We start from the raw sequence: 22,827 nt of genomic DNA, 5'->3' as shown, positions 1-22,827 counted from the left end.
CAGATCCAGCACCAACCCCCAGACATGAAAATGCCCCGACCTGCGGGGCATTCTCCACACCTTCAGCGCTTACAACCCGTCAAGCATCGCCTTGTTGCGTACTGCACCCTTGTCGGCGCTGGTAGCCAGCAGGGCATAGGCCTTAAGGGCGGTGGTGACTTTGCGCGGACGCTTCTCCACCGGCTTCCAGCCCTTTTTGTCCTGCTCGACCCGGCGCGCGGCCAGTTCTTCGTCGCTGATCAACAGGTTGATCGAACGATTCGGGATGTCGATCAGCACCTTGTCGCCGTCCTGCACCAGGCCGATGGCACCGCCCGCTGCGGCTTCCGGCGAGGCATGGCCGATGGACAGGCCCGAGGTCCCGCCCGAGAAACGTCCGTCGGTCAGCAAGGCGCAGGCTTTGCCCAGGCCCTTGGACTTCAGATACGACGTCGGGTAAAGCATTTCCTGCATGCCCGGGCCGCCTTTCGGGCCTTCGTAGCGAATGATGACGATGTCACCGGCCTTCACTTCGTCGGCCAGAATGCCGCGCACGGCGCTGTCCTGGCTTTCGAAGATCTTGGCGTTGCCTTCGAACACGTGGATCGACTCGTCGACGCCCGCGGTTTTGACCACGCAGCCATCCAGCGCGATGTTGCCGTACAGCACGGCCAGGCCACCTTCTTGCGAATAGGCGTGCTCGACGCTGCGGATGCAGCCGTTTTCACGGTCGTCGTCCAGGGTGTCCCAGCGGGTCGACTGGCTGAACGCCGTCTGGGTCGGGATGCCTGCCGGGCCAGCCTTGAAGAAGTGGTGCACGGCTTCATCGTCGGTCTGGGTGATGTCCCATTTGGCGATGGCTTCTTCCATGCTGCGGCTGTGCACGGTCGGCAGGTCGGTGTGCAGCAGGCCGCCACGGGCCAGCGAGCCGAGGATCGCGAAGATCCCGCCGGCGCGGTGCACGTCTTCCATGTGGTACTTCTGGATGTTCGGCGCCACCTTGCACAGTTGCGGCACGCCGCGGGACAAACGGTCGATGTCGCGCAGGTCGAAGTCGATCTCGGCTTCCTGAGCGGCAGCGAGCAAGTGCAGGATGGTGTTGGTCGAGCCGCCCATGGCGATGTCCAGCGTCATGGCGTTCTCGAACGCCTTGAAGTTGGCGATATTGCGCGGCAGCACCGATTCGTCGTTTTCGGTGTAGTAACGCTTGCACAGCTCGACGATGGTACGGCCGGCCTGCAGGAACAGCTGTTCGCGGTCGCTGTGGGTGGCCAGCGTCGAGCCGTTGCCCGGCAGTGCCAGGCCCAGCGCTTCGACCAGGCAGTTCATCGAGTTGGCGGTGAACATGCCGGAGCACGAACCGCAGGTCGGGCACGCACTGCGCTCGTACTCGGCGACTTTTTCGTCGGAGGCGGTGGAGTCGGCGGCGATGACCATGGCGTCGACCAGGTCCAGGCCGTGGCTGGCGAGCTTGGTCTTGCCGGCTTCCATCGGGCCGCCGGAGACGAAGATCACCGGGACGTTCAGGCGCAGAGCGGCCATCAGCATGCCGGGGGTGATCTTGTCGCAGTTGGAGATGCACACAATGGCGTCGGCGCAGTGGGCGTTGACCATGTATTCGACGGAATCGGCGATGATCTCGCGGCTCGGCAGCGAATAGAGCATGCCGTCATGGCCCATGGCGATGCCGTCGTCGACCGCGATGGTGTTGAATTCCTTGGCCACACCGCCGGCGCGTTCGATCTCGCGGGCCACCAGTTGGCCGAGGTCCTTAAGGTGCACGTGGCCGGGCACGAACTGGGTAAACGAGTTGGCGATGGCGATGATCGGTTTCTTGAAATCGTCGTCCTTCATTCCGGTAGCGCGCCACAGGGCACGGGCGCCGGCCATGTTGCGGCCGTGGGTGGAGGTCTTGGAACGATAGTCAGGCATGGGGCACTCCGGTCGGCTAATCAGGTATGAACAAGGGAGTGAGCTTCTCTTGGTCCTCGATCGCCTGGCAGATGGCCACGATCCGGATGAGGCCGGTGACACTGCGGGATCGCCGCGTGCTCGGCCAGAGCTCATAAACCCGCCGGGGGATGATTGGCGATGAATAGCTCGATTCTACACCCCTGGCCGCGGGAAGGAACGCTCCCGTGGCCGTCTCTCATGGCAGCTCCCGATTGGCAGGTACATTCGCTAACACATCGCGCAATACCTTTGCGGTTGGTAATGCCCGCTATCTCCCCTAATATTCCGCCGCCGCATGTGCGGTTCAAGAGCCAAAAGCACCCATGGACCTTCCCAGTTTTAGTTCGCCCAGAACCAAGACACCGACCGCCCCCGCGGCAGGTTTGCCTGTGAGCTGACCCGGCTTTGCCGTGCCTCTCCAGGCTGCCGCGGGCGCCTGGAGACACAACAATGATCAATGCCCTCAACTTTACCCAACTGCTGCGCACCGCCCTGCAAGACGAGAAATATTCCCGCCCCAAGGAGGTCGCTGGCCAACTGCTGTCTGCCGATATCGCTCGCTATCTCGACCAGCTCGAGGTCGAGCAGATCCTGCCGATCCTCCAGCAATTGCCACTCGAAAAGCGTGCCGAAGCCTTCGGTTACTTCCCGCTGGAACGCCAGTTCGAACTCACCCAGGACATGCCTCGCGCGGCCTTGGCCGCCCTGATCGGCGCCATGTCGGCAGATGAGCGTGCCGATTTGTACAACCGCTTCGATTTGCCACGCCGCGCAACGCTGCTGCCGGCCCTGGCCCAGGCAGAGCGCGACGACCTGTGCCGGCTGGCCAGTTATCCACAGGGTAGCGCTGGCGCAGTGATGACCAGCGAGTACTCCACCGTGGCGGCCCACCTGACGGCCGCCCAGGCCATCGAGGCCCTGCGCCGCGAAGCGGCCGACGCCGAGACCATCTATCAGACCTACGTGCTGGACGCCGAGCGCCGCCTGCTCGGCACCCTGTCACTGCGTGAGCTGGTGCTCGCGACGCCAGACAGGGCCGTGATGCAACTGATGAACACCGAGATCATCAGCGCTCAGGTCAACGTCACCCAGGAGGAAGTGGCACGGCTGATCAACCAGTACGACCTGCTGGCGTTACCCATCGTCAACTCGCAGCGGCAACTGGTCGGTATCGTCACCTGCGACGACGCCATGGACGTGGTGGTCGAGGAGGCCACCGAAGACTTCCACAAAGGCGCCCTGATCGGCACCCACATCGGCAACATGAAAAATGCCACGGTCAGCCTGCTCTACCGCAAACGCGTGCTGTGGTTGGTGCTGCTGGTGTTCGGCAACCTGTTCTCGGGGGCGGGCATCGCCGCGTTCGAGGATGTGATCGCGTCGAACATTGCGTTGGTGTTCTTCCTGCCATTGCTGGTGGACAGCGGTGGCAACGCCGGGGCGCAGTCGGCGACCTTGATGGTGCGGGCGCTGGCTACCGGGGAAGTGCTGATGCGTGACTGGGCGCGCCTGCTGTGGCGCGAATGTGCCGTGGCCCTGGGGTTGGGCGTGACCATGGCCGTGGCGGTGGCTTCGCTGGGTATTCTGCGCGGTGGCGTAGACATCGCTGTGATTGTGGCCAGCAGCATGATGATCATTGTGCTGCTGGGGAGTTTGATTGGCATGAGCCTGCCGTTTTTGCTCAGCCGACTGCGGTTGGATCCGGCCACGGCGAGCGGTCCGTTGATTACTTCGATCGCGGATGCAGCGGGGGTGCTGGTTTATTTTGGGATTGCTTCGTACGTGTTGGAGCTGTGATTCCGTGCGTGGGGCGTAAGCCCCTCGCTACCCCGATGTATGGTGATATCGGCGGGTCCAGCCAGACAAGTCTTGGCACTGTTTCATGCATTGCCTAAGCATTTGCAGCACTTTTCTGAAGGCCGACGCAGACCAATAGGCCTGCGGCTCGCGCAAAAAAATCGGACGAATCCGAAAGGAGGGTGGGATTAGTCTGACGACCCCATTTCTACGGGGCGAAAAAGGGAGAGATGCTGGGTTTTCAATCGATTTGTCTATGCTCGGCTGCGCAAGATAGGGCAAGCCAAGCGCAAGCGCCCGAACCCCGCAAATGAACGCCATGCAGCCCCATTGCAGGGCTGCACGCTTAATCTCACTCAGCTATTAGGCAACAACCGGCAAGTAATGCTCTTGATATACCGCGTCTCCGGGATCGCTGGATGCACCGGGTGATCCGGGCCCTGACCGCCCCTTTCGAGGATCTGGATGTTGCGGTCCAGATGGCGGGCGCTGGTCAGGAGGATGTTTTGCAAGTCGTCTTCAGGCAGGTGCATGGAGCACGAGGCACTGACCAGGATGCCGTCTTTGCTGAGCAGGCGCATGGCTTGCTCGTTGAGGCGACGGTAGGCGCCTTCGCCATTCTTCAGGTCTTTCTTGCGTTTTATGAAGGCGGGCGGATCGGCGACGATCACGTCGAAGCGTTCTTCGCCGGCTTTCAGTTCGCGCAGGGCTTCGAAGACATCGCCTTCCATGCAAGTGACTTTTTCGGCGAAGCCGTTGAGGGCGGCGTTGCGCTCGACGCCGTCGAGGGCGGAGCTCGAAGCATCCACACAGAAAACTTCACTGGCGCCGAAGGCACCGGCTTGGATGCCCCAGCCGCCAATGTAGCTGAACAGGTCGAGGACGCGCTTGCCTTTGACGTAGGGGGCCAAGCGCGCGCGGTTCATGCGGTGGTCATAGAACCAGCCGGTTTTCTGGCCTGTCATGACCGGCGCTTCGAACTTCACGCCGTTTTCTTCCAGGGCGACCCACTCCGGCACCACGCCGAACACGGTTTCGACGTAACGCGGCAGGTCTTCGGCGTCGCGGGCGGCCGAGTCGTTCTTGAACAGCACGCCGCTCGGCTTGAGCACCTGTATCAGGGCGGCCAGGACGTCGTCCTTGTGGCGTTCCATGGTCGGCGAGGCCAACTGGACCACCAGGATGTCGCCGAAGCGGTCGACCACCAAGCCCGGCAGCAAGTCGGAATCGCCGTAGACCAGGCGGTAGAACGGCTTGTCGAACAAGCGATCGCGCAACGACAGGGCAACGTTGAGGCGGTGGACCAGCAGTGACTTGTCGAGCGGCAGCTTGGCATCGCGGGACAGCACGCGGGCGCAGATGAGGTTTTTGGGGCTCATGGCGACCACGGCGATCGGTTTGCCGGTCGCCGATTCGAGGATGGCCTGGTCGCCGGCGACGAAACCTTGCAGGGGGGTGGCGGCGACGTCGATCTCGTTGCTGTAGATCCACAGGTGACCGTTGCGCAGCCGGCGATCGGCGTTGACTTTGAGGCGAAGGCTGGGCAGGGACATGACGTCGCTCCGGAAAAAAGAGCGGGAGTATACCTTGTAGGGCGAGGCGGGGGATGACCATTCATGCGTTGGCCCTCCGATGTCTGTGCGGGCCTGTTCGTGGGCAAGCCTTGCTCCCGCTTGCCTACGTTTCAATCTGTGGGAGCGAGCTTGCGCGCAAAAGGCCCGAGCAGTTGGCACGGAACCCGCAAGTGTAGATGCAGAGATGAAATTTTGACGCCGATTGCCCGGCGGTTGCCCGATCCGCCTTCGGCGGGAGTAGAATCTTTACTCAGCCCAGAGTACGTACCAATGTCCCAAGAGCTTTCCGCCGAGCAGATCCAGCAGGCCCTGCAAGGCATCAGCGTGCCGCCACAACCGCAGATCATGGTCGACCTGCAGATGGAGCAGTACATGCCCGACCCGGATCTCGAAGCGATCGCTCGTCTGATCGCTCAGGACCCTGGCTTGTCCGGCGCGCTGCTCAAAATCGTCAATTCGCCGCATTACGGGCTGACCAACAAGATCGCTTCGATCCAGCGTGCGGTGAATCTGCTCGGCAGTCGTTCGGTCATCAACCTGATCAATGCGCAATCGATCAAGGGCGAGATGAGCGACGAGACCATCGTGACCCTCAACCGTTTCTGGGATACAGCCCAGGACGTCGCCATGACCTGCCTCACCCTGGCCAAGCGTATCGGCTCCCAGGCGGTGGACGAGGCCTATGCGCTGGGGCTGTTCCACGATTGCGGGATTCCGCTGATGCTCAAGCGTTTTCCGGATTACATGAGCGTGTTGGAGCAGGCCTATGCCAGCACCAACGGCGAGTTCCGCGTGGTCGACACCGAGAACCAGGTGTTCAATACCAACCACTCGGTGGTCGGTTACTACACGGCCAAGTCCTGGCGCCTGCCGGAGCATGTCAGTGATGCCATCGCCAATCACCACAACGCCCTGGCGATTTTCCGCGATCAATCACCACGTGACATTCCACTCAAGAACCTCCTTGCCGTGCTGAAAATGGCCGAGCATATCTGCGCGTCCCACCGGGTGCTGGGCAACCAGGCGGAGGACCATGAATGGAATGCCATCTCGGCGCTGGTCCTGGACTACGTCGGCCTGTCAGACTACGACTTCGAGAACCTCAAGGAGTCGATCCGCGAGCTCGGTGTGCGCTAAGTCTTTTTCGAGTCGAACATGCCTGAACTACCCGAAGTCGAAACTACCCGTCGCGGTATTACCCCGCATCTGCAAGGCCAGCGCGTCAGCCAAGTGATCGTGCGCGATCGGCGCTTGCGCTGGCCGATCCCCGAAGATCTTGACGTGCGCCTGTCCGGGCAACGGATCGTCGGTGTCGATCGGCGCGCCAAGTACCTGCTGATCAACGCCGAGGAAGGTACGCTGATCAGCCATCTGGGCATGTCGGGCAATTTGCGCCTGGTGGACGCCGGGCTGGCACCGCTCAAGCACGAGCATGTCGACATCGTGCTGGAATCCGGGCTGGCGCTGCGCTATACCGATCCGCGCCGCTTTGGTGCCATGCTCTGGAGCCATGACCCACATAACCACGAGCTGCTAAGACGACTGGGCCCCGAGCCGCTGACCGATCTGTTCGACGGCGATCGGCTGTTCAGCCTGTCGCGCAACAAGACCATGGCGGTCAAGCCGTTCATCATGGATAACGCCGTGGTGGTCGGGGTGGGCAATATCTACGCGACCGAGGCGCTGTTTGCTGCCGGGATCGATCCGCGGCGCGAGGCCGGGGGCATCTCTCGAGCCCGCTATCTGAAACTTGCCGTCGAAATCAAGCGCATCCTCGCCCACGCCATCGAACGCGGCGGCACCACCTTGCGTGACTTCATCGGTGGCGATGGCCAGCCCGGTTATTTCCAGCAGGAACTGTTCGCCTACGGGCGTGGCGGCGAACTGTGCAAGGTGTGCGGTACGACCTTGCGCGAGGTCAAGCTGGGCCAGCGTGCCAGTGTGTTCTGCCCGCGCTGCCAGCGCTGATTCACATCCTGTTCAACACCCGTGGTCGCGGGCACGCTGACAAGTGCCCGGACGCTGATATAGTTGAATAGTCGCCTGTCGCCTTATCCCGTGTTGTCGCCCTTATCGAGCAGAAGGACTGTGTCATGAATGTTTTGCGCGTCTTATCGATTGCCTTGGCGCTGTGCCTGGGCTTGTCCGCCATGCCAGCCGTCGCCGGGATGACAGAAACCACGCAATCGAACGCCAGTGGCGATCCGACCTATCGAATCCAGAACCCTCCCGCCTTCGCGATGATCGCCGACCTGATCATCGCCCGGCCGCTGCTGATAGCGGCGACAGTGGTGGGCGGGGCGGTGTTCGTGGTGTCGCTGCCGTTTACCGCAGCGGGTGGCAATATGGGCGCAGCAGGCAAGGCGCTGGTAGTGGACCCGGGCAAGGCCGCGTTCGTGCGCTGCCTGGGATGCACCACGTCGGGCTACGGCAAGACTAACGAAGACTGATCAACCTGCCATTGCGGCGATCTTTTTGGCGCCTTCGCGGGCAAGCCTTGCTCCCACAGGGGTACTGCGCTGGAACTCTTTGCACCGTGGGAGCAGGGCTTGCTCGCGAAGAGGTCGGCGCGGTTAGACGCAGAGTCAAACCTTGCCAGTGATCTTGCGGTACTTGTCCATCAACTGCTCTTCGGTTTCCGGATGCGCCTCATCCAGGGGAATGCAGTCAACCGGGCAGACCTGCTGGCACTGTGGCTCGTCGTAGTGACCTACGCACTGGGTGCACAGGTTCGGGTCGATCACGTAGATCTCCTCGCCCTGGGAGATGGCAGCGTTCGGGCACTCGGGTTCGCAGACGTCGCAGTTGATGCAATCGTCGGTGATGATCAGGGACATGGATACTCCAGCCCGGGCCAGACGCTCGGGCGTAACAAATCGAATGCGCGCAATTGTGCCGTATTAGCGCCCGCAGTGCACGCGGGCGCGGATTCGTCGGTCGGATATCAGTTGGCGAAGCGCTGTTTGAGGGCGTCTGCGACGGCTGGATGGACGAATTTGGTGATGTCGCCACCCAGCGCGGCAATTTCTCGAACCAGCGTCGACGATATGAACGAGTAGCGCTCCGAAGGCGTCAAGAAAAGGCTCTCGACGTCGGGCGCCAATTGGCGATTCATGTTCGCCAGCTGGAATTCATATTCGAAATCCGACACGGCACGCAGGCCACGCAGCAGCACGTTCGCGCCTTGTTCCTTGGCGAAATGCGCTAAAAGCGTCGAAAAGCCGACCACTTCGACGTTAGGCAAGTGTCTTGTCACTTCCTGAGCCAAGGCGACCCGCTGGTCCAACGGGAACAGTGGATTTTTTTTCGGGCTCGCGGCGACCGCGATGACCACGTGGTCGAACAGCCGCGAGGCTCGCTCGACCAAGTCGCCATGGCCCTTGGTAATAGGGTCGAAGGTACCTGGGTACAACACTCGGTTCATCGCGTCGTCCTGGCGGGAGTCCGTTGGGGATTCGGATGGTATCGCAGCACGTGCAGTCGGCCAAGTCGGCATGCGTGCAAGTGAAACGTGCAGTCCTTGCGCACATGGCCCAGAAAGTCCACTGCCACGGTGTCGAAGGCCGTGGGAGGCCCAATTTCGCTAGCTTTCGGCTAGCCTAAGGTCGGCCTTGGGCTGCGGATGGCAAAATCGTACTATGCGGGTACAAATCTGGGCGCTAGGGCCCGCAGGATGAGAGATCAGAGTCAATGAAAACCCGCCAACGCATCGTGCAGGCCACTCTGGAGCTGTTCAATCAGCAAGGCGAGCGGACCGTCAGCACCAATCACATCGCCGCCTATATGGAAATTTCCCCTGGCAATCTTTACTACCACTTTGCCAACAAGCAGGAAATCATTGCCGAGTTGTTCGCTGAATACGAGCAAGGGGTCGATACTTACCTGCAGCTGCCGAAAGGTGTCAGTGTAGGCGTCGATGACATGCGTTTTTATTTGCAACGGCTGTTCGAGAGCAACTGGAGCTACCGGTTCTTTTATCGGGACCTGGAGCACCTGCTCGAAAGCGATCCGCAATTGGCACTGCGCTATCGACAGTTTTCCCGTCGTTGCCTGCGCCAGGGGCAGGTGATCTTCGAGGCGTTCGCGCAGGCCGGGTTGTTGCGTTTGCATGCTGGGCAAGCCGAAGCACTGGCCCTGAACGCCTGGATTATCCTGACGTCGTGGACGCGTTTCCTTACCACTTCCCAGGCTGCGACGGCGCAGCTCAGCGAGGAAGTCGTCAAACGCGGGATTTTCCAGGTGCTGACTATGGTATCCGGCCTGGTCGCGGAACCTTGGCGGGCCGCCGTGAATACGTTGTTCGAAGAATTCAATACGCCACTGACGCTGGCAGAGGAATAGGCCGGGAACTTCGTTCCGGGCCATGAATCCACTGCATTTCCCAGGGAGGTTTACATGCCTATCGCGCAATTGATCAGCCCTCAAGGGCTGCACGCTCGTCTCGACGAGCCGGGGCTGGTGATACTGGATTGTCGCTTTGCGCTTGAAGACACCGACTACGGCCAGCGCAGTTACGCCGAGGGTCACTTGGCCGGCGCGCGCTTTGCCGATTTGGACAAGGACCTCAGCGGCGCGGTGGTCAAGCAGGTGACCGGACGTCATCCGCTGCCGGCTCCCGGGGAGTTGATCGAGCGCTTGCAAGGCTGGGGCGTCAATGCCGACAGCGATGTGGTGCTTTACGACGATGGCCCCGGTGCCTTCGCAGCCCATGCCTGGTGGTTGCTGATGTGGTTGGGTAAACGCGAGGGTGTCTACCTGCTCGATGGCGGCCTCAAGGCCTGGCATGCGGCCGGGTTGCCGCTCAGCCTCGATCCCCCGGCACACGAAGCCGGGCACTTTTCTGGCAAGCCTGATAACAGTCTGGTGGTCAGCGCACAGCAATTGCAGGCGCAGCTGGAATCACCAGACCTGACCTTGATCGACGCCCGGGCTCCCGCACGCTTTCGCGGTGAGGTCGAGCCGATCGATCCTGTGGCGGGGCATATTCCCGGTGCGCGTTGTGCGGTGTTTACTGACAATCTGGCAGCCGATGGGCGGTTTTTGCCGGCCGATCAACTCAAGGCGCGTTTCGAAAAAATTCTGGCGGGGCGCCCGGCCAGCACGCTGGTGTCCTACTGCGGGTCCGGGGTGACGGCCTGTCACAACCTGTTTGCACTGTGCTTGGCGGGTTACCCACTGGTACCGCTATATGCGGGCTCCTGGAGCGAGTGGATCACCGATCCACAGCGGCCGCGGGCGACGGGAGACTGAACGCGCAGTCTTTCGCCAACCACTGCGGGATGCGGCGTTCGAGGTAATAGGTCGGACTTCGCAGTGTGCCATCCACAAACCCCACATGTCCGCCTCGTGCATGGCGCTCGAAGGTGGTGCCGGGCGCCAGTTCGTTCGGCGTCGGCAGGCTGTGGGGGAACACGAAGGGGTCGTCCAGCGCCTGGATGATCAGCGTGCGGGTGCGGATATCTCCGAGGAAATAACGGCTGGATGACTTGCGGTAGTAATCCCGAGCATCGGCGAAGCCATGCAGGGGCGCCGTCACCCGCCCGTCGAAATCCCAAAAGGTGCGCATCTTTTCCAGCGATCCGAGGCCTGCCAGCTTCGCCAGCCCTTCTTTTTGCCCCTCGCGCTGGAATCGCGCCTGCTTGTCCCGCACATAGGCCAGCATTGCGCGCATGAAGTGCGCCTGATAGACCTTCGAAAACCCTTGGCCGATACGGTCGGCGCACTGATCGAGGCGAAAGGGCACCGATACTGCCACCGCGCCTTGCAACTGTGAGTGAGAGCCGGTCTCGCCCAGATACTTGAGCAACACGTTGCCGCCCAGAGAGTAGCCGACGGCGTAGAGCGGTGCCGACGGCCGTCGAGCGCGCAGTAGCCCGATGACTTCGGCCAGATCGTCGCTGGCACCGGAATGGTAACTGCGCACCTGCAGATTGGGCTCGCCCGAGCAGCCCCGCCAGTTGATGGCGACGCTGGCCCAGCCTTGGGCTGCCAAGGCGCGCTGCAAGCCCGCGACGTAGGGCGAATTGGACGAGCCGGTGAGGCCGTGCAGGACCAAGACCAGTGGCGCGTCGGTGGTGTGCGGACCGTACCAGTCGACGTCGAGAAAATCGCCGTCGGCCAGCCACAGGCGCTCCCTGGGCCGTGTCAGATGCACGGTGGGGCGCCACAGCGGGCCCCATAGCGTCTGCAGGTGCGGGTTGCCCAGCCCGAGCGCTGGCAGGAAAGCCTCGGGTGCCGCTACTGGCGCGTCAGCCACGATGGCTTTTTATCCCCGCTGCCACAGCGCGTAGTACACCTGACCGGCCTTTTTTTCGCGGTGCAGACGCCAGCTGGCGGGTAGCTCCAGGGTCGAAGGGGGTGTTTCGCTTTCGGTGTAGATCCATGCGCGCTCTGCCAGCCACTGGCGCTCTTCGAGCAAGGTGCAGGCACTGGCCAGCAATTGCTGATGGAAGGGTGGGTCGAGAAATACCAGGTCGAACGGCGTTGCAGGCTGGGTTTCCAGATGGCGCAAAGCGTCAGCCTGGTGCAACTGGCCAACGCTGCACTCCAGTAGATCAAGGTTCTTGCGCAGCGCGGCGATGGCGGCGGCGTTGTTGTCCAGCGCCAGCCCCAGGCCAGCGCCGCGCGACAGAGCCTCGAGGTACAGGGCGCCGCTGCCTGCGAACGGGTCCAGCACCTTGGCGCCTTCGATATAGGGCGCGAGCCAGTTGAACAGCGTCTCGCGCACGCGATCCGGCGTCGGGCGCAGGCCGGGCGCATCCGGGAAGCTCAGGCGACGGCTGCGCCACTGGCCACCGATGATACGCAACTGGCCCAGGCCGCCATGGACGGCCTTGGGTGTTTTGGGGGATGGACTTGCCATTAATGCTCCGGGACCCCGAGCGGTTGCTCGGTGGGCCTTTCAGTAGGGGGCGGCAGCGGCTTTTGCGCGAGCGTCGGGCCTGCCGTGACGATGACTAGTTTGTCGGCGTCCAGGTGCTTGTTCAATGCCGTTTTCACTTGATCGATGGTCAGTGCCTGGGATTGCTGCATGAAATCTTCGATAAAGGTCAGCGGCAGGTCGTAGAAGCCAATGGCACCCAGTTGCCCGACGATGCTGCCATTGCTGGCGTTGGACAGCGGAAAGCTGCCGGCCAGTTCGCGTTTGGCGTCGTCGAGCTCCTTTTGCGTCGGCCCCGTCTTCAGGTAGTCGCGCAGGATGTCCTGCACCAGTTTCAGGGTGCCTTCGCTCAGTTCGGCGCGGGTTTGCAGGCTGATCATGAACGGGCCGCGGGCTTGCATGGCGGTGAACGCGGAGTACACGCCGTAGGTCAGGCCGCGTTTTTCCCGGACCTCGCTCATGAGCCGGGTGCCGAAGGCGCCGCCGCCAAGGATCTGGTTACCCATCGACAGCGCGGCGTAGTCCGGATCGTTACGGTCGATGCCCAGCTCGGCGAGCAGCAGGTGTGTCTGCTTGGAGGGGAACTCCAGATGGGTCTGGCCGGGTTTGGGTTCGCTCGGCTCGGCGACCACCGCCAGATGAGGGCCCTTGGGTAGTGCCGACGACACTTGCTCGGCGATCGCGTGGGCGTCGTCCATAGACAGGTCGCCGACCAAAGCGATCACCGCGTTGCCAGCGGCGTAGGCGCGTTTGTGGAAGGCTTGAAGCTGCGCCAGGCTGATCGGCGCAATGGTCTGCGCTGTGCCGTCGGTGGCATGAGCATAGGGGTGCGTGCCGTAAAGCCCTTTGTACAAGGCCTGGCTCGCTTGCGCGCCGGGGTTCTGCTTCTGGTACTCAAGGCCGGCGAGGATCTGATTCTTGATGCGCGCCAGCGAGTCGGCCGGGAATGTCGGATGGCCGACCACTTCGGCGAACAGCTTGAGCGCCGGGTCGCGCTTGTCGGGAGCGCTCAGGCTGCGCAGCGAAGCCACGGCCATGTCGCGATACGCGCCGTTGCTGAAGTCCGCCCCCAACCCTTCGAAGCCCTGAGCGATGGCTTCGACATTCTTGCCCTTGACGCCTTCGTTGAGCATGGCGTTAGTCAGCAGCGCCAGGCCGCCGGCGTTGCCGTCCTGGCTGCTGCCAGCGGCGAAGGTTACGCGCAGGTCGAACATCGGTAACTGCGGGGCTGCGACGAACAGCACCTTGCTGCCGTCTTTGGTCTGCCAGGTCTTGATGTCCAGCTTGCGGTGTTCCGGCGCCTTGCTGTCCAGCTCGTTGAGGGTCTGGAGGCCATTGACGGGTGCAGGGGCGGATGCCGGCGCGGGTGCGGCCGCGGGCGTCGCGTCGTCGGCTTGGGCCGGCAGGGCGGCGAATGAAGCGAGCAGGCTGGCGATCAGGGCGGTGCCCAGGCGGCGTGCGTGATGGGGCGTGATGCGCTCAATCATGAGCCTTTTCCTCGGGCAATACGTGGGCGACGCTCAAGCGTTCGCGGGTGAAATAGGTACGTGCGGCGGTCTGGATGTCGGCTGGCGTGACGCTGTTGAGGTCATCCAGCTCGCTGTCCATGAGCTTCCACGACAGGCCGACGGTTTCGAGCTGGCCGATGGTGGTGGCCTGGCGGCTGATGGAATCGCGACCGAAGACCAGTCCGGCGATGACTTCGGCACGTACACGCTCAAGCTCCGCAGCGGTGGGCGGTTTGTCCTTGAGCTGATCGAGTACGCCCCAGAGGCCCTTCTCGACGTCGGTCAGGGTCTTTTTCTTTTGCGTATTGGGTGTGGCAGACAGCATGAACAGCGTGTCGCCGCGGGTGAACGCGTCGTAGCTGGCCGAAGCGCCGGACACCAGCTCGCTGCCGCGCTCGAGCTGGGTGGACAGCCTCGCGCTGTAGCCGCCGTCTAGCAGGGCGGCGATCAGGCGCAGGGCCTGCACGCCGCGCGGGTCTTTGGCGGTAGCGAGGCTGGGCACGTTGAAGGCCAGCATCAGGCTGGGCAATTCGGTGCGCACATGCAGGGTGATCTGCCGCTCGCCCGGCTCGGCGACTTCCAGCGGGATTTTCGCCGGTGGCGTCGGGCGCCGTGCGATACCGCCGAAGAAGCGTTGAGCCAGGACCTTGACGTCATCGGGCTTGACGTCGCCGACCACCACCAGTGTCGCGTTGTTGGGCACGTACCAGGACTCGTACCAATGACGCAGCTCTTCGACCTTCATGCGTTCGAGGTCGGCCATCCAGCCAATGGTCGGGGTGTGGTAGCCGCTGGCGGGGTACGCCATGGCCTTGAAGGCTTCGAAGGCCTTGGCGCTAGGCTGGTCATCGGTGCGCAGGCGGCGCTCTTCCTTGATGACTTCGATTTCCTTGGTGAATTCTTCCGGCGGCAGGCGCAGGGTGGCCATGCGATCGGCTTCGAGCTCGAAGGCCACCGGCAGCCGGTCCTTGGCCATCACCTGGTAATAGGCGGTGTAGTCGTCGCTGGTGAAGGCGTTCTCTTCGGCGCCCAGGTCGCGCAGCACGCGGGAAGATTCGCCCGGGCCCATTTTGCTGCTGCCCTTGAACATCATGTGCTCGAGGGCGTGGGAGAGGCCGGTCTGGCCGGGGGTTTCGTAGCTCGAACCGACCTTGTACCAGATCTGCGAGACCACCACGGGGGCACGGTGGTCTTCGCGTACGACGACCTTGAGGCCGTTGTCGAGCGTAAACTCGGTGGTGGGTTGGGGATCGGCGGCAAAGGCGGCGAGTGGCAGGCAAAAAGTACCGAGCAGCAGACCGGCAGCGCGGCGGGCAAGATCATTCATTCGATTTTGAACCTGTAAGGCTGCCCGCTTGGCCTTAGCGTCAGTGGGCGAGGAGGTGCTAGGATACTGATCCGGCTCGCTGGCGACCATGCCTGATGTGAAAGCGGGCCTGCGATCATCTTGTCAGGATGTAACGCGTGAACGAGCCGGGTAAAAAGCAGTCTGTTCTGCGATATCAGAATTTTCAGAGGCGCCGCTTTGGCGCGTCGCTACCGTGAGATAGCCGTCCTCCATGTTTGGTTCCAACGACGACAAGAAGACTCCGCCACCGGCTGGAGAGAAGAAAGGCCTGTTCGGGTGGCTGCGCAAAAAACCGCAGGAAACCCCTCCCGAGCCGCCGCAAGCCCCTGTGATTGCTGAGGCCCCCGAGACGCCCGAGACGCCTGAACTGGCCGTCGAGGTAGCGCCCGAGCCCGCGTTGGCGGCAGCCCCGCCTGCTGCCGAGCCCGTTGCGCCGATTGTTCCGGCCGAGCCCGCGGCGAGCGGCCTGGTGCTGCCGGTGCCCGAGGAGCCCGTGGCGTTGGTGCCTGATGTCGAGGCCGAGCCTGTCGCGCCCTCCATTCCTCCTGCTACCGTGCCCGCGCTGCCAGAAACCACGGCGGCGCCGCTGGCCGAACTCGCACCGACGCCGAGCGACCTGACACCGACACCGGTCGCCGAGCCGGCTGCTCCGGTGCAGCCAGTGGTGCCCGCCGCTCCCGTAGTGGTCGAGCGCCCTGCGCCGGCGGTCGAGCACGTTGCACCGATCGCCGCCCCGCCTGCACCCGAGTCTGCAAACGTGCCCGCTGTACACGCTGGTACAGTGGCCGAGCCCGTTGTAGCGCCCGCTGCAGTTCCGGTCCCGGCGCCTGCCGCCCCAGCGTCTGCGGAGCCTACCAAAGCCGGTTTCTTCGCCCGCCTCAAGCAGGGGCTGAGCAAGACCAGCGCCAGCCTTGGCGAGGGCATGGCCAGTCTGTTCCTCGGCAAGAAGGCCATCGACGACGACCTGCTCGACGAGCTCGAAACCCGCTTGCTGACCGCAGACGTCGGCGTCGAAGCCACCAATCTGATTATCGGCAACCTGACGCAGAAGGTCGCGCGCAAGCAGCTGACCGACAGCGACGCCCTGTACGCGTCTTTGCAGGCCGAGCTGTCGGCCTTGCTCAAGCCCGTCGAGCAACCGCTGGTGATCCCAGCGCAGCAAAAGCCTTTCGTGATTCTGGTGGTGGGCGTCAACGGCGCCGGCAAGACTACGACCATCGGCAAACTGGCGAAAAAACTTCAGGGTGAAGGCAAGAAGGTCATGCTGGCCGCCGGCGATACCTTCCGCGCCGCTGCCGTCGAGCAATTGCAAGTGTGGGGCGAGCGTAACCGCATCCCGGTGATCGCCCAGCACACGGGTGCCGACTCTGCCTCGGTGATTTTCGACGCCGTACAGGCCGCCACCGCTCGGGGGATCGACGTGCTGATCGCCGATACCGCAGGACGCCTGCACACCAAAGACAATCTGATGGAAGAGCTGAAGAAGGTGCGCCGCGTGATCGGCAAACTGGACGAGACAGCGCCTCACGAGGTGTTGCTGGTGCTGGACGCTGGTACGGGCCAGAACGCCATCAATCAGGCCAAGCAGTTCAACCAGACGGTGTCCCTGACCGGTCTGGCGCTGACCAAGCTCGACGGCACCGCCAAGGGTGGGGTGATCTTCGCCCTGGCCAAGCAGTTCGGTTTGCCGATCCGGTACATCGGTGTCGGCGAAGGCATCGATGACCTGCGGACCTTCGAAGCCGAGCCCTTCGTCCAGGCGCTCTTCGCAGAACGGGAACGCTCATGATTCGATTCGAACAGGTTGCCAAGCGCTATCCCAATGGCCATGTCGGCCTGCACGAGCTGAGTTTTCGCGTTCGTCGTGGCGAATTTCTGTTTGTGACCGGCCACTCCGGCGCCGGCAAGAGCACGCTGCTGCGCCTCCTGTTGGCCATGGAGCGGCCGACCAGTGGAAAATTGCTGCTGGCCGGGCAGGATCTGGGGCAGATCACCAACGCGCAGATTCCATTCCTGCGCCGGCAGATCGGCGTGGTGTTCCAGAATCACCAGCTCCTGTTCGATCGCACCGTGTTCAACAACATTGCCTTGCCGCTGCAGATTCTCGGCCTGTCCAAGCCCGAGATCGCCAAGCGGGTCGATTCAGCGCTGGAGCGCGTAGCCCTGGCCGACAAGGCCGAGCTGTACCCTGGCGATCTGTCCACCGGGCAGCAGCAGCGCGTCGGCATCGCCCGCGCTATCGTCCACCGCCCAGCCTTGCTGCTGGCGGATGAACCCACCGGTAACCTCGACCCGCGGCTGGCCGCGGAGATCATGGGCGTGTTCGAAGACATCAACCGCTTGGGCACCAGTGTGCTGATCGCCAGTCACGACCTGGCCCTCATCGCGCGCATGCGCCATCGCATGCTGACCTTGCAGCGCGGCCGTTTGATCGGTGACGGGGAGGCCGGCCAATGAGTGCGACACGTAGCCCTAAAGTCTCGGATCGTGTGGCACCCAAGCCTGTCGATCAGGAACCACAGAAGAAAAAGCCGCACAACGACGATGACGGCCCGGCGTTCAGCCAGCTGTTTCACGCCTGGATCGAAAATCACCGTGCCAGCCTGCTGGACAGCCTGCGACGTTTGGCCAAGCAGCCCATTGGCAGTTTTTTCACCTGTCTGGTGATGGCAGTGGCGTTGAGCCTGCCCATGGGGCTGTCGTTGCTGCTCAAGAACGTCGAGCGACTGGGTGGCTCCTGGCAGCGTGCGGCGCAGATATCCCTGTATATGGACCTCAATGCCAGCGACAGCGATGGTCAGGCGCTGGTGGCGAAGGCCAAGGCCCTGGGCGGAGTGGCGGATGCCGAGTACATCGACAAGAAGCGCGCCCTTGATGAGTTCCAGCAGCAATCCGGGCTGGGCGAGGCGATCAAGGAGCTGCCGCAGAACCCCTTGCCTGGGGTCGTCGTGGTGACGCCGCTCGAGGTCGACAAGGCCGCGCTGGAGTCTTTGCGCCAGACGCTGTCGGAACTGCCCAGCGTCCAGCAGGCGCAGTTGGACCTGGTGTGGGTCGAGCGGTTGGCGGCGATCCTCAAGCTCGGGGACCGTTTCGTCTTCGGCTTGACGGTTTTGCTGGTAGCGGCTTTGCTGTTAGTGATTGGTAACACTATTCGTCTGCACATCGAAAACCGCCGCGTCGAGATCGAAGTGATCAAACTGGTAGGCGGCACCGACAGCTATGTGCGCAGGCCTTTCCTGTACATGGGCGCTTTGTATGGGCTGGGCGCAGGAATTCTTTCATGGGGCATACTGGCATTTGGCCTTGACTGGCTGAACGGCGCGGTAATCGGGCTCTCCGGCCTCTATGGAAGTGATTTTGCCCTAGGTGGGGTACCCCCCTCGGACGGCCTTTCCCTATTGCTAGGAGCGGTGCTGTTAGGGTATATCGGTGCATGGATTGCGGTGGCGCGTCATTTGCGAGAACTCGCGCCTCGCTAATTATTTTGACAGTACGTACGTCCCTTCAGCATGTGGGAACTTGGTTCTCGGTTCCCTGTCTTATACGCAGTGCTGAACTGCACGAGTCACGTGAGTCGGAGGTTTGTGTATGACCACTTCGTTGCAACCTGCTTATGCCTTGGTCCCGGGTGCGAACCTGGAGGCCTATGTGCACACGGTGAACAGCATTCCACTGCTGACACCCGAGCAGGAGCGTTCACTGGCCGAGAGTCTCTTTTACGAACAGGATCTAGGGGCGGCTCGGCAGATGGTGCTCGCCCACCTGCGTTTTGTTGTCCATATCGCTCGTAGCTACTCTGGTTATGGCCTGGCGCAAGCCGACCTGATCCAGGAGGGCAATGTCGGTCTGATGAAGGCGGTCAAGCGCTTCAACCCCGAGATGGGCGTGCGCCTGGTGTCGTTCGCCGTGCACTGGATCAAGGCTGAAATCCACGAATTCATCCTGCGCAACTGGCGGATCGTCAAGGTCGCGACCACCAAGGCGCAGCGCAAGCTGTTCTTCAACCTGCGCAGCCAGAAGAAGCGTCTGGCCTGGCTGAACAATGAAGAAGTGCATCGCGTGGCTGAAAGCCTGGGCGTCGAGCCCCGTGAAGTGCGCGAGATGGAAAGCCGTCTGACGGGCCAGGACATGGCCTTCGACCCGGCCGCGGAAGCGGACGACGACAGCGCCTTCCAGTCGCCTGCCAACTACCTTGAAGACCACCGCTACGACCCGGCGCGTCAACTGGAGGATGCTGACTGGAGCGACAATTCCAACAGCAATCTGCATGAAGCCCTGGAAGTACTGGATGACCGCAGCCGCGACATTCTCTATCAACGCTGGTTGGCTGAAGAGAAAGCGACGCTGCACGAGTTGGCCGAAAAGTACAACGTGTCCGCCGAACGGATTCGTCAGTTGGAAAAAAGCGCGATGAACAAGCTCAAGGTTTCGATCGCTGCATAAGCGTTGAGCTTGAACCGTAAAAAGCCCTGACATTGCTCAGGGCTTTTTTATGGTCGGGCAGATGAGAAGTGGCGTGTGGCTTTGCTGCGGGCTTGTGCAGAACGCACAGGCCCGCAGCAAAAACCTCTCCCATCGCAAAAGCTGGCTACTGCGCCCAAGGCGCCTTGCGCGAGTCGTTCAGCCGCAGCAGGTAATCATCGCCACCCAATTGCCCCATCTGCTGGCGGATCCAGCCGGCTCGACGCTGCACATAGGCGCTGGGGCGGCTGGCACTCCAGTTGCGCGGGTTGGGCAATACGGCGGCCAGATAGCTGGCCTGCTGGCGCGACAAGTTGGCCGCATTCACACCAAAGTGATGCTGCGCTGCGGCCTGAGCGCCGAATACGCCGTCGTCCCATTCCGCGCTGTTGAGGTACACCTCGAGGATCCGCTGTTTGGGCCACAGCATCTCGATCAATACCGTGAACCAGGCTTCCAGGCCCTTGCGCACATAGCTGCGTCCGGACCACAGGAACACGTTCTTGGCCACTTGCTGGCTGATGGTACTGGCGCCGCGGATCGAGCCGCCCTGCTCGTTGTGCAGGAAAGCCGCTTGAATGGCCGGGAGATCGAAGCCCCAGTGCTCGGCGAAGCGCTGGTCTTCGCCGGCGATGACGGCAACCTTGAGGTCATCGGAGATCTTTGCCCAAGGCTGCCAGCTGCGTTGCAGATCGATGGGCTGGCCATCGGTCAAGGATTCGATCTTGCGCTCGACCATCAACATGGTGCCGGGCGGCGGGATCCAGCGGAACGCCAAGACCAGCAGGGCGCTGCCGACCGCGAACCAGAGCAGGGCTTTTTTGAGGCGATGCAGAAAGGTACGCAGCATGGATAGGCTTGGCCAAAGCGGGTGAGCGGGCCATTATACAGACCCTGTGCCTGAACACCTGTCCACGGAGTTTCCAGATGCTTCGCAGTTTTTTGCTGTTGGCGGCCTTTTTCGGCTTTACCGGTGTGGGCCTCGGCGCCTTTGCCGCCCACGGGCTCAAGGATCGCTTGAGCACCGATTACCTGGCGGTGTTCCACACTGGCGTCACTTATCAGTTGATCCACGCCCTGGCTTTGCTGGCGGTCGCCATCCTCTGCACCCTGGTGCCCGGGCGCCTGATGAACTGGGCGGGGGTGTTGTTCTGCGTCGGTATCGTGCTGTTCTCGGGTAGCCTCTATGCGTTGACCCTGACCGGTATCGGCAAGCTGGGCATCATCACCCCATTCGGCGGGCTGGCGTTTCTTGCAGGCTGGGTGTGTCTGGGCCTGGCGGCGTGGCGTTTGGGCTGAGCGGGGCTGGATCCCTTTGGTGGCAATGATCGCCCCTTCGCGAGCAGAGCTCGCTCCCACAGGGGGATGCGTATTGCCTGTAGGACAGGCCTGCGCCTCCAGCGGCGAAGGGGCCCAAGACGAATGGTGCCCCTGCATCTTGGTCATCGCCAGTGATCGGGCTAGAATGCCCCCCCTTGAAAATAATGGCTGCCTGTCGCATGCGTATCCAGCTGAACGGTGAACCCTACGAATTGCCCGATGGCGAGACCGTCGCCGCGCTGCTTGTGCGTCTGGACTTGACCGGACGCCGCGTGGCCGTCGAGCTCAACCTGGACATCGTGCCGCGCAGCCAGCATGCCGCGACTTCCCTCAGTGAAGGCGATCAGGTCGAAGTAGTGCACGCCATCGGTGGCGGCTAGGCTGTCCCTTCGCTCGCTACACCCTTACACCTCAACCGCAAGAGGATGACCGATGAGCAACGCTCGCACTGACAAGCCTTTCACCCTGGCCGGCCGCACCTACGGGTCGCGCCTGCTGGTCGGTACCGGCAAATACCGCGACATGGAGCAGACCCGCCTGGCCATCGAGGCCTCGGGCGCCGAAATCGTCACCGTCGCCGTGCGCCGGACCAACATCGGGCAAAATCCGGGTGAGCCGAACCTGCTGGATATCCTCCCGCCCGATCGCTACACCATTCTGCCCAACACCGCGGGTTGCTATGACGCGATCGAGGCCGTGCGCACCTGTCGCCTGGCCCGTGAGCTGCTCGATGGCCACAAGCTGGTCAAGCTCGAAGTGCTGGCCGACCAGAAAACCCTGTTCCCCAACGTGATCGAAACCCTCAAGGCCGCCGAAGTGCTGGTCAAAGATGGTTTCGACGTCATGGTGTACACCAGCGACGACCCGATCATCGCGCGCCAACTGGCAGAAATCGGCTGCATCGCCGTGATGCCACTGGCAGGCCTGATCGGTACCGGCCTGGGGATCTGCAATCCGTACAACCTGCAGATCATCCTCGAAGAGGCCAAAGTTCCGGTACTGGTCGACGCTGGTGTCGGCACTGCGTCCGATGCCACCATCGCCATGGAGCTGGGTTGTGAAGCCGTGCTGATGAACTCGGCGATCGCCCATGCGCAAGATCCGATCCTGATGGGTGAAGCCATGAAGCACGCGATCATCGCCGGGCGCATGGCCTATCTGGCCGGCCGTATGCCAAAAAAACTCTATGCCAGCGCATCCTCGCCGCTGGATGGTCTGATCAAGTAAGAGCCGTTGATGACTGAATCAAACGAAACGCCGAACACCGTGGAAGATGCAGACGAGTCCAAGCACCGCCGTATCAAAAGTTTCGTGATGCGCGCCGGGCGCATGACTGAAGGCCAGCAAAAGGGCCTGGACCAGGGCACACCGCTGTTCGTTCTGCCCTTGGCCGATGCGCCTGTGGACTATGACCAGGTGTTCGGTCGTTCGGCCCCACGCTCCCTCGAAATCGGCTTCGGCATGGGCCACTCGCTGCTGGAGATGGCGGCGGCCGCACCGGAACAGGACTTTATCGGTGTGGAAGTGCACCGCCCGGGCGTCGGTGCGCTGCTCAATGGCGTGCTGACCCAAGGCCTGACCAACCTGCGCGTGTATGACTGCGATGCCATCGAAGTGCTCAACCGCTGCATTGCCGACAACAGTCTCGATCGCTTGATGCTGTTCTTCCCGGACCCATGGCACAAGAGCCGCCATCACAAGCGCCGCATCGTTCAGGCGTCATTCGCCGAACTGGTGCGCAGCAAGCTCAAGCCAGGTGGCGTACTGCACATGGCCACCGACTGGGAACCCTACGCCGAGTACATGCTGGAAGTGATGAGCGTGGCGCCTGGTTATCGCAATCTGGCCGAAGACGGCAAGTGCGTGCCACGCCCGGCCGAGCGTCCGGTGACCAAGTTCGAACGCCGCGGCGAGCGCTTGGGGCATGGCGTGTGGGATTTGAAGTTCGAGAAGGTTGACTGAAATCGTTCAAGGCTTGCTGGCCCTTTTGCGGGCAAGCCTTGCCCC

The 22,827-nt window shown here is 62.4% G+C and carries 23 protein-coding genes; 14 read left to right on the top strand and 9 right to left on the bottom strand.

The annotated features are described in order from the left end of the window. Positions 1-69: 69 nt before the first annotated feature. A complete protein-coding gene (gene ilvD / locus REH34_RS14065) occupies positions 70-1,911 on the bottom strand; it encodes a dihydroxy-acid dehydratase (protein WP_311971943.1) in 1,842 nt (613 codons plus the stop codon). Positions 1,912-2,382: 471 nt separating this feature from the next. Here ilvD and mgtE point away from each other — a divergent pair, with 471 nt between their 5' ends. After that, a complete protein-coding gene (mgtE, locus tag REH34_RS14060) occupies positions 2,383-3,729 on the top strand; it encodes a magnesium transporter (RefSeq protein ID WP_226505451.1) in 1,347 nt (448 codons plus the stop codon). 356 nt (positions 3,730-4,085) lie between these two features. On the opposite strand, the gene REH34_RS14055 is transcribed toward mgtE, so the two are convergent. Next, on the bottom strand, positions 4,086-5,282 hold the full coding sequence (locus REH34_RS14055) for a class I SAM-dependent rRNA methyltransferase (RefSeq protein ID WP_226505455.1): 1,197 nt from the start codon (positions 5,280-5,282) through the stop codon (positions 4,086-4,088). Between the two features lie 345 nt (positions 5,283-5,627). On the opposite strand from REH34_RS14055, the gene REH34_RS14050 reads away from it, so the two are divergent. From REH34_RS14050 to REH34_RS14040, 3 genes are all read left to right on the top strand, one after another. Beyond that, positions 5,628-6,440, top strand: coding sequence for an HDOD domain-containing protein (locus REH34_RS14050; protein WP_226505656.1), 813 nt, complete (start codon positions 5,628-5,630; stop codon positions 6,438-6,440). A gap of 18 nt (positions 6,441-6,458) precedes the next feature. Continuing rightward, the gene (gene mutM, locus REH34_RS14045; protein ID WP_226505456.1) at positions 6,459-7,271 is read left to right on the top strand and encodes a bifunctional DNA-formamidopyrimidine glycosylase/DNA-(apurinic or apyrimidinic site) lyase; all 813 of its coding nucleotides are present in this window, start codon (positions 6,459-6,461) and stop codon (positions 7,269-7,271) included. 125 nt (positions 7,272-7,396) lie between these two features. Further along, complete coding sequence (locus REH34_RS14040) at positions 7,397-7,753, top strand: multidrug transporter (protein ID WP_226505457.1); 357 nt, start codon at positions 7,397-7,399, stop codon at positions 7,751-7,753. Between the two features lie 135 nt (positions 7,754-7,888). Here the strand turns inward: REH34_RS14040 and REH34_RS14035 are convergent, their stop codons facing one another. Beyond that, entirely contained in the window at positions 7,889-8,140 is a 252-nt protein-coding gene (locus tag REH34_RS14035; RefSeq protein WP_311971942.1) for a YfhL family 4Fe-4S dicluster ferredoxin, read from the bottom strand. 107 nt (positions 8,141-8,247) lie between these two features. Continuing rightward, positions 8,248-8,727, bottom strand: coding sequence for a pantetheine-phosphate adenylyltransferase (gene coaD / locus REH34_RS14030; RefSeq protein WP_226505459.1), 480 nt, complete (start codon positions 8,725-8,727; stop codon positions 8,248-8,250). 266 nt (positions 8,728-8,993) lie between these two features. Here coaD and REH34_RS14025 point away from each other — a divergent pair, with 266 nt between their 5' ends. Both REH34_RS14025 and REH34_RS14020 read left to right on the top strand, forming a co-directional pair. Continuing rightward, on the top strand, positions 8,994-9,644 hold the full coding sequence (locus tag REH34_RS14025) for a TetR/AcrR family transcriptional regulator (RefSeq protein ID WP_226505460.1): 651 nt from the start codon (positions 8,994-8,996) through the stop codon (positions 9,642-9,644). 54 nt (positions 9,645-9,698) lie between these two features. Then, complete coding sequence (locus tag REH34_RS14020; protein WP_311971941.1) at positions 9,699-10,553, top strand: sulfurtransferase; 855 nt, start codon at positions 9,699-9,701, stop codon at positions 10,551-10,553. On the opposite strand, the gene REH34_RS14015 is transcribed toward REH34_RS14020, so the two are convergent. From REH34_RS14015 to REH34_RS14000, 4 genes are read right to left on the bottom strand one after another with little or no spacing between them, the layout of a single operon-like run. Next, complete coding sequence (locus REH34_RS14015) at positions 10,516-11,559, bottom strand: hydrolase (protein ID WP_311971940.1); 1,044 nt, start codon at positions 11,557-11,559, stop codon at positions 10,516-10,518. The two genes, REH34_RS14020 and REH34_RS14015, sit on opposite strands and share 38 nt — an antisense overlap. Before the next feature lie 9 nt (positions 11,560-11,568). Continuing rightward, positions 11,569-12,165, bottom strand: coding sequence for a 16S rRNA (guanine(966)-N(2))-methyltransferase RsmD (rsmD, locus tag REH34_RS14010; RefSeq protein WP_311971939.1), 597 nt, complete (start codon positions 12,163-12,165; stop codon positions 11,569-11,571). After that, a complete protein-coding gene (locus REH34_RS14005; protein ID WP_311971938.1) occupies positions 12,165-13,670 on the bottom strand; it encodes a pitrilysin family protein in 1,506 nt (501 codons plus the stop codon). The genes rsmD and REH34_RS14005 overlap by 1 nt, the downstream gene beginning before the upstream one ends. Then, the gene (locus tag REH34_RS14000; protein WP_311971937.1) at positions 13,663-15,018 is read right to left on the bottom strand and encodes a pitrilysin family protein; all 1,356 of its coding nucleotides are present in this window, start codon (positions 15,016-15,018) and stop codon (positions 13,663-13,665) included. The genes REH34_RS14005 and REH34_RS14000 overlap by 8 nt, the downstream gene beginning before the upstream one ends. 232 nt (positions 15,019-15,250) lie before the next feature. On the opposite strand from REH34_RS14000, the gene ftsY reads away from it, so the two are divergent. From ftsY to rpoH, 4 genes are all read left to right on the top strand, one after another. Next, complete coding sequence (gene ftsY / locus REH34_RS13995) at positions 15,251-16,828, top strand: signal recognition particle-docking protein FtsY (protein WP_311971936.1); 1,578 nt, start codon at positions 15,251-15,253, stop codon at positions 16,826-16,828. After that, positions 16,825-17,496 (top strand): cell division ATP-binding protein FtsE, encoded by a 672-nt coding sequence (ftsE, locus tag REH34_RS13990; RefSeq protein WP_226505467.1) that lies wholly within the window; start codon positions 16,825-16,827, stop codon positions 17,494-17,496. Before ftsY ends, ftsE begins: the two co-directional genes overlap by 4 nt. After that, positions 17,493-18,518 carry a permease-like cell division protein FtsX gene (gene ftsX, locus REH34_RS13985; protein WP_226505468.1) on the top strand — a complete coding sequence of 342 codons (1,026 nt, stop codon included), beginning with the start codon at positions 17,493-17,495 and terminating at the stop codon, positions 18,516-18,518. The genes ftsE and ftsX overlap by 4 nt, the downstream gene beginning before the upstream one ends. A 109-nt stretch (positions 18,519-18,627) precedes the next feature. Beyond that, positions 18,628-19,482 carry an RNA polymerase sigma factor RpoH gene (gene rpoH, locus REH34_RS13980; protein ID WP_226505469.1) on the top strand — a complete coding sequence of 285 codons (855 nt, stop codon included), beginning with the start codon at positions 18,628-18,630 and terminating at the stop codon, positions 19,480-19,482. A 145-nt stretch (positions 19,483-19,627) separates the two neighbouring features. On the opposite strand, the gene mtgA is transcribed toward rpoH, so the two are convergent. Further along, on the bottom strand, positions 19,628-20,350 hold the full coding sequence (gene mtgA, locus REH34_RS13975) for a monofunctional biosynthetic peptidoglycan transglycosylase (protein WP_226505470.1): 723 nt from the start codon (positions 20,348-20,350) through the stop codon (positions 19,628-19,630). A gap of 77 nt (positions 20,351-20,427) precedes the next feature. Here mtgA and REH34_RS13970 point away from each other — a divergent pair, with 77 nt between their 5' ends. The 4 genes from REH34_RS13970 to trmB all read left to right on the top strand — a co-directional run bounded on the left by REH34_RS13970 (position 20,428) and on the right by trmB (position 22,782). After that, positions 20,428-20,799 carry a DUF423 domain-containing protein gene (locus tag REH34_RS13970; protein ID WP_226505471.1) on the top strand — a complete coding sequence of 124 codons (372 nt, stop codon included), beginning with the start codon at positions 20,428-20,430 and terminating at the stop codon, positions 20,797-20,799. Between the two features lie 200 nt (positions 20,800-20,999). Then, entirely contained in the window at positions 21,000-21,200 is a 201-nt protein-coding gene (gene thiS / locus REH34_RS13965; protein ID WP_226505472.1) for a sulfur carrier protein ThiS, read from the top strand. Positions 21,201-21,252: 52 nt separating this feature from the next. Beyond that, positions 21,253-22,047: a thiazole synthase gene (locus REH34_RS13960; protein ID WP_311971935.1), complete on the top strand. Its 795-nt coding sequence runs from the start codon at positions 21,253-21,255 to the stop codon at positions 22,045-22,047. A 9-nt stretch (positions 22,048-22,056) separates the two neighbouring features. Next, positions 22,057-22,782 (top strand): tRNA (guanosine(46)-N7)-methyltransferase TrmB, encoded by a 726-nt coding sequence (gene trmB, locus REH34_RS13955; RefSeq protein WP_311971934.1) that lies wholly within the window; start codon positions 22,057-22,059, stop codon positions 22,780-22,782. Positions 22,783-22,827: the final 45 nt, after the last annotated feature.

Origin of the sequence: Pseudomonas baltica (assembly GCF_031880315.1) — a bacterium.
In the GTDB taxonomy this organism is placed as follows: domain Bacteria; phylum Pseudomonadota; class Gammaproteobacteria; order Pseudomonadales; family Pseudomonadaceae; genus Aquipseudomonas.
The sequence above is the reverse complement of the archived record's forward strand: the minus strand, read 5'-3'. Positions and strand labels throughout refer to the sequence as shown.

Coding starts and splice junctions, on each gene's coding strand:
- ftsE (WP_226505467.1), top strand. CDS start 16,825: ATGATTCGATTCGAACAGGTTGCCAAGCGCTATCCCAATGGCCATGTC.
- REH34_RS14005 (WP_311971938.1), bottom strand. CDS start 13,670: ATGATTGAGCGCATCACGCCCCATCACGCACGCCGCCTGGGCACCGCC.
- REH34_RS14035 (WP_311971942.1), bottom strand. CDS start 8,140: ATGTCCCTGATCATCACCGACGATTGCATCAACTGCGACGTCTGCGAA.
- REH34_RS13960 (WP_311971935.1), top strand. CDS start 21,253: ATGAGCAACGCTCGCACTGACAAGCCTTTCACCCTGGCCGGCCGCACC.
- rpoH (WP_226505469.1), top strand. CDS start 18,628: ATGACCACTTCGTTGCAACCTGCTTATGCCTTGGTCCCGGGTGCGAAC.
- REH34_RS14020 (WP_311971941.1), top strand. CDS start 9,699: ATGCCTATCGCGCAATTGATCAGCCCTCAAGGGCTGCACGCTCGTCTC.
- REH34_RS14055 (WP_226505455.1), bottom strand. CDS start 5,282: ATGTCCCTGCCCAGCCTTCGCCTCAAAGTCAACGCCGATCGCCGGCTG.
- REH34_RS13970 (WP_226505471.1), top strand. CDS start 20,428: ATGCTTCGCAGTTTTTTGCTGTTGGCGGCCTTTTTCGGCTTTACCGGT.
- ilvD (WP_311971943.1), bottom strand. CDS start 1,911: ATGCCTGACTATCGTTCCAAGACCTCCACCCACGGCCGCAACATGGCC.
- mgtE (WP_226505451.1), top strand. CDS start 2,383: ATGATCAATGCCCTCAACTTTACCCAACTGCTGCGCACCGCCCTGCAA.
- rsmD (WP_311971939.1), bottom strand. CDS start 12,165: ATGGCAAGTCCATCCCCCAAAACACCCAAGGCCGTCCATGGCGGCCTG.
- REH34_RS14000 (WP_311971937.1), bottom strand. CDS start 15,018: ATGAATGATCTTGCCCGCCGCGCTGCCGGTCTGCTGCTCGGTACTTTT.
- mtgA (WP_226505470.1), bottom strand. CDS start 20,350: ATGCTGCGTACCTTTCTGCATCGCCTCAAAAAAGCCCTGCTCTGGTTC.
- thiS (WP_226505472.1), top strand. CDS start 21,000: ATGCGTATCCAGCTGAACGGTGAACCCTACGAATTGCCCGATGGCGAG.
- REH34_RS14025 (WP_226505460.1), top strand. CDS start 8,994: ATGAAAACCCGCCAACGCATCGTGCAGGCCACTCTGGAGCTGTTCAAT.
- trmB (WP_311971934.1), top strand. CDS start 22,057: ATGACTGAATCAAACGAAACGCCGAACACCGTGGAAGATGCAGACGAG.
- ftsX (WP_226505468.1), top strand. CDS start 17,493: ATGAGTGCGACACGTAGCCCTAAAGTCTCGGATCGTGTGGCACCCAAG.
- ftsY (WP_311971936.1), top strand. CDS start 15,251: ATGTTTGGTTCCAACGACGACAAGAAGACTCCGCCACCGGCTGGAGAG.
- REH34_RS14040 (WP_226505457.1), top strand. CDS start 7,397: ATGAATGTTTTGCGCGTCTTATCGATTGCCTTGGCGCTGTGCCTGGGC.
- coaD (WP_226505459.1), bottom strand. CDS start 8,727: ATGAACCGAGTGTTGTACCCAGGTACCTTCGACCCTATTACCAAGGGC.
- mutM (WP_226505456.1), top strand. CDS start 6,459: ATGCCTGAACTACCCGAAGTCGAAACTACCCGTCGCGGTATTACCCCG.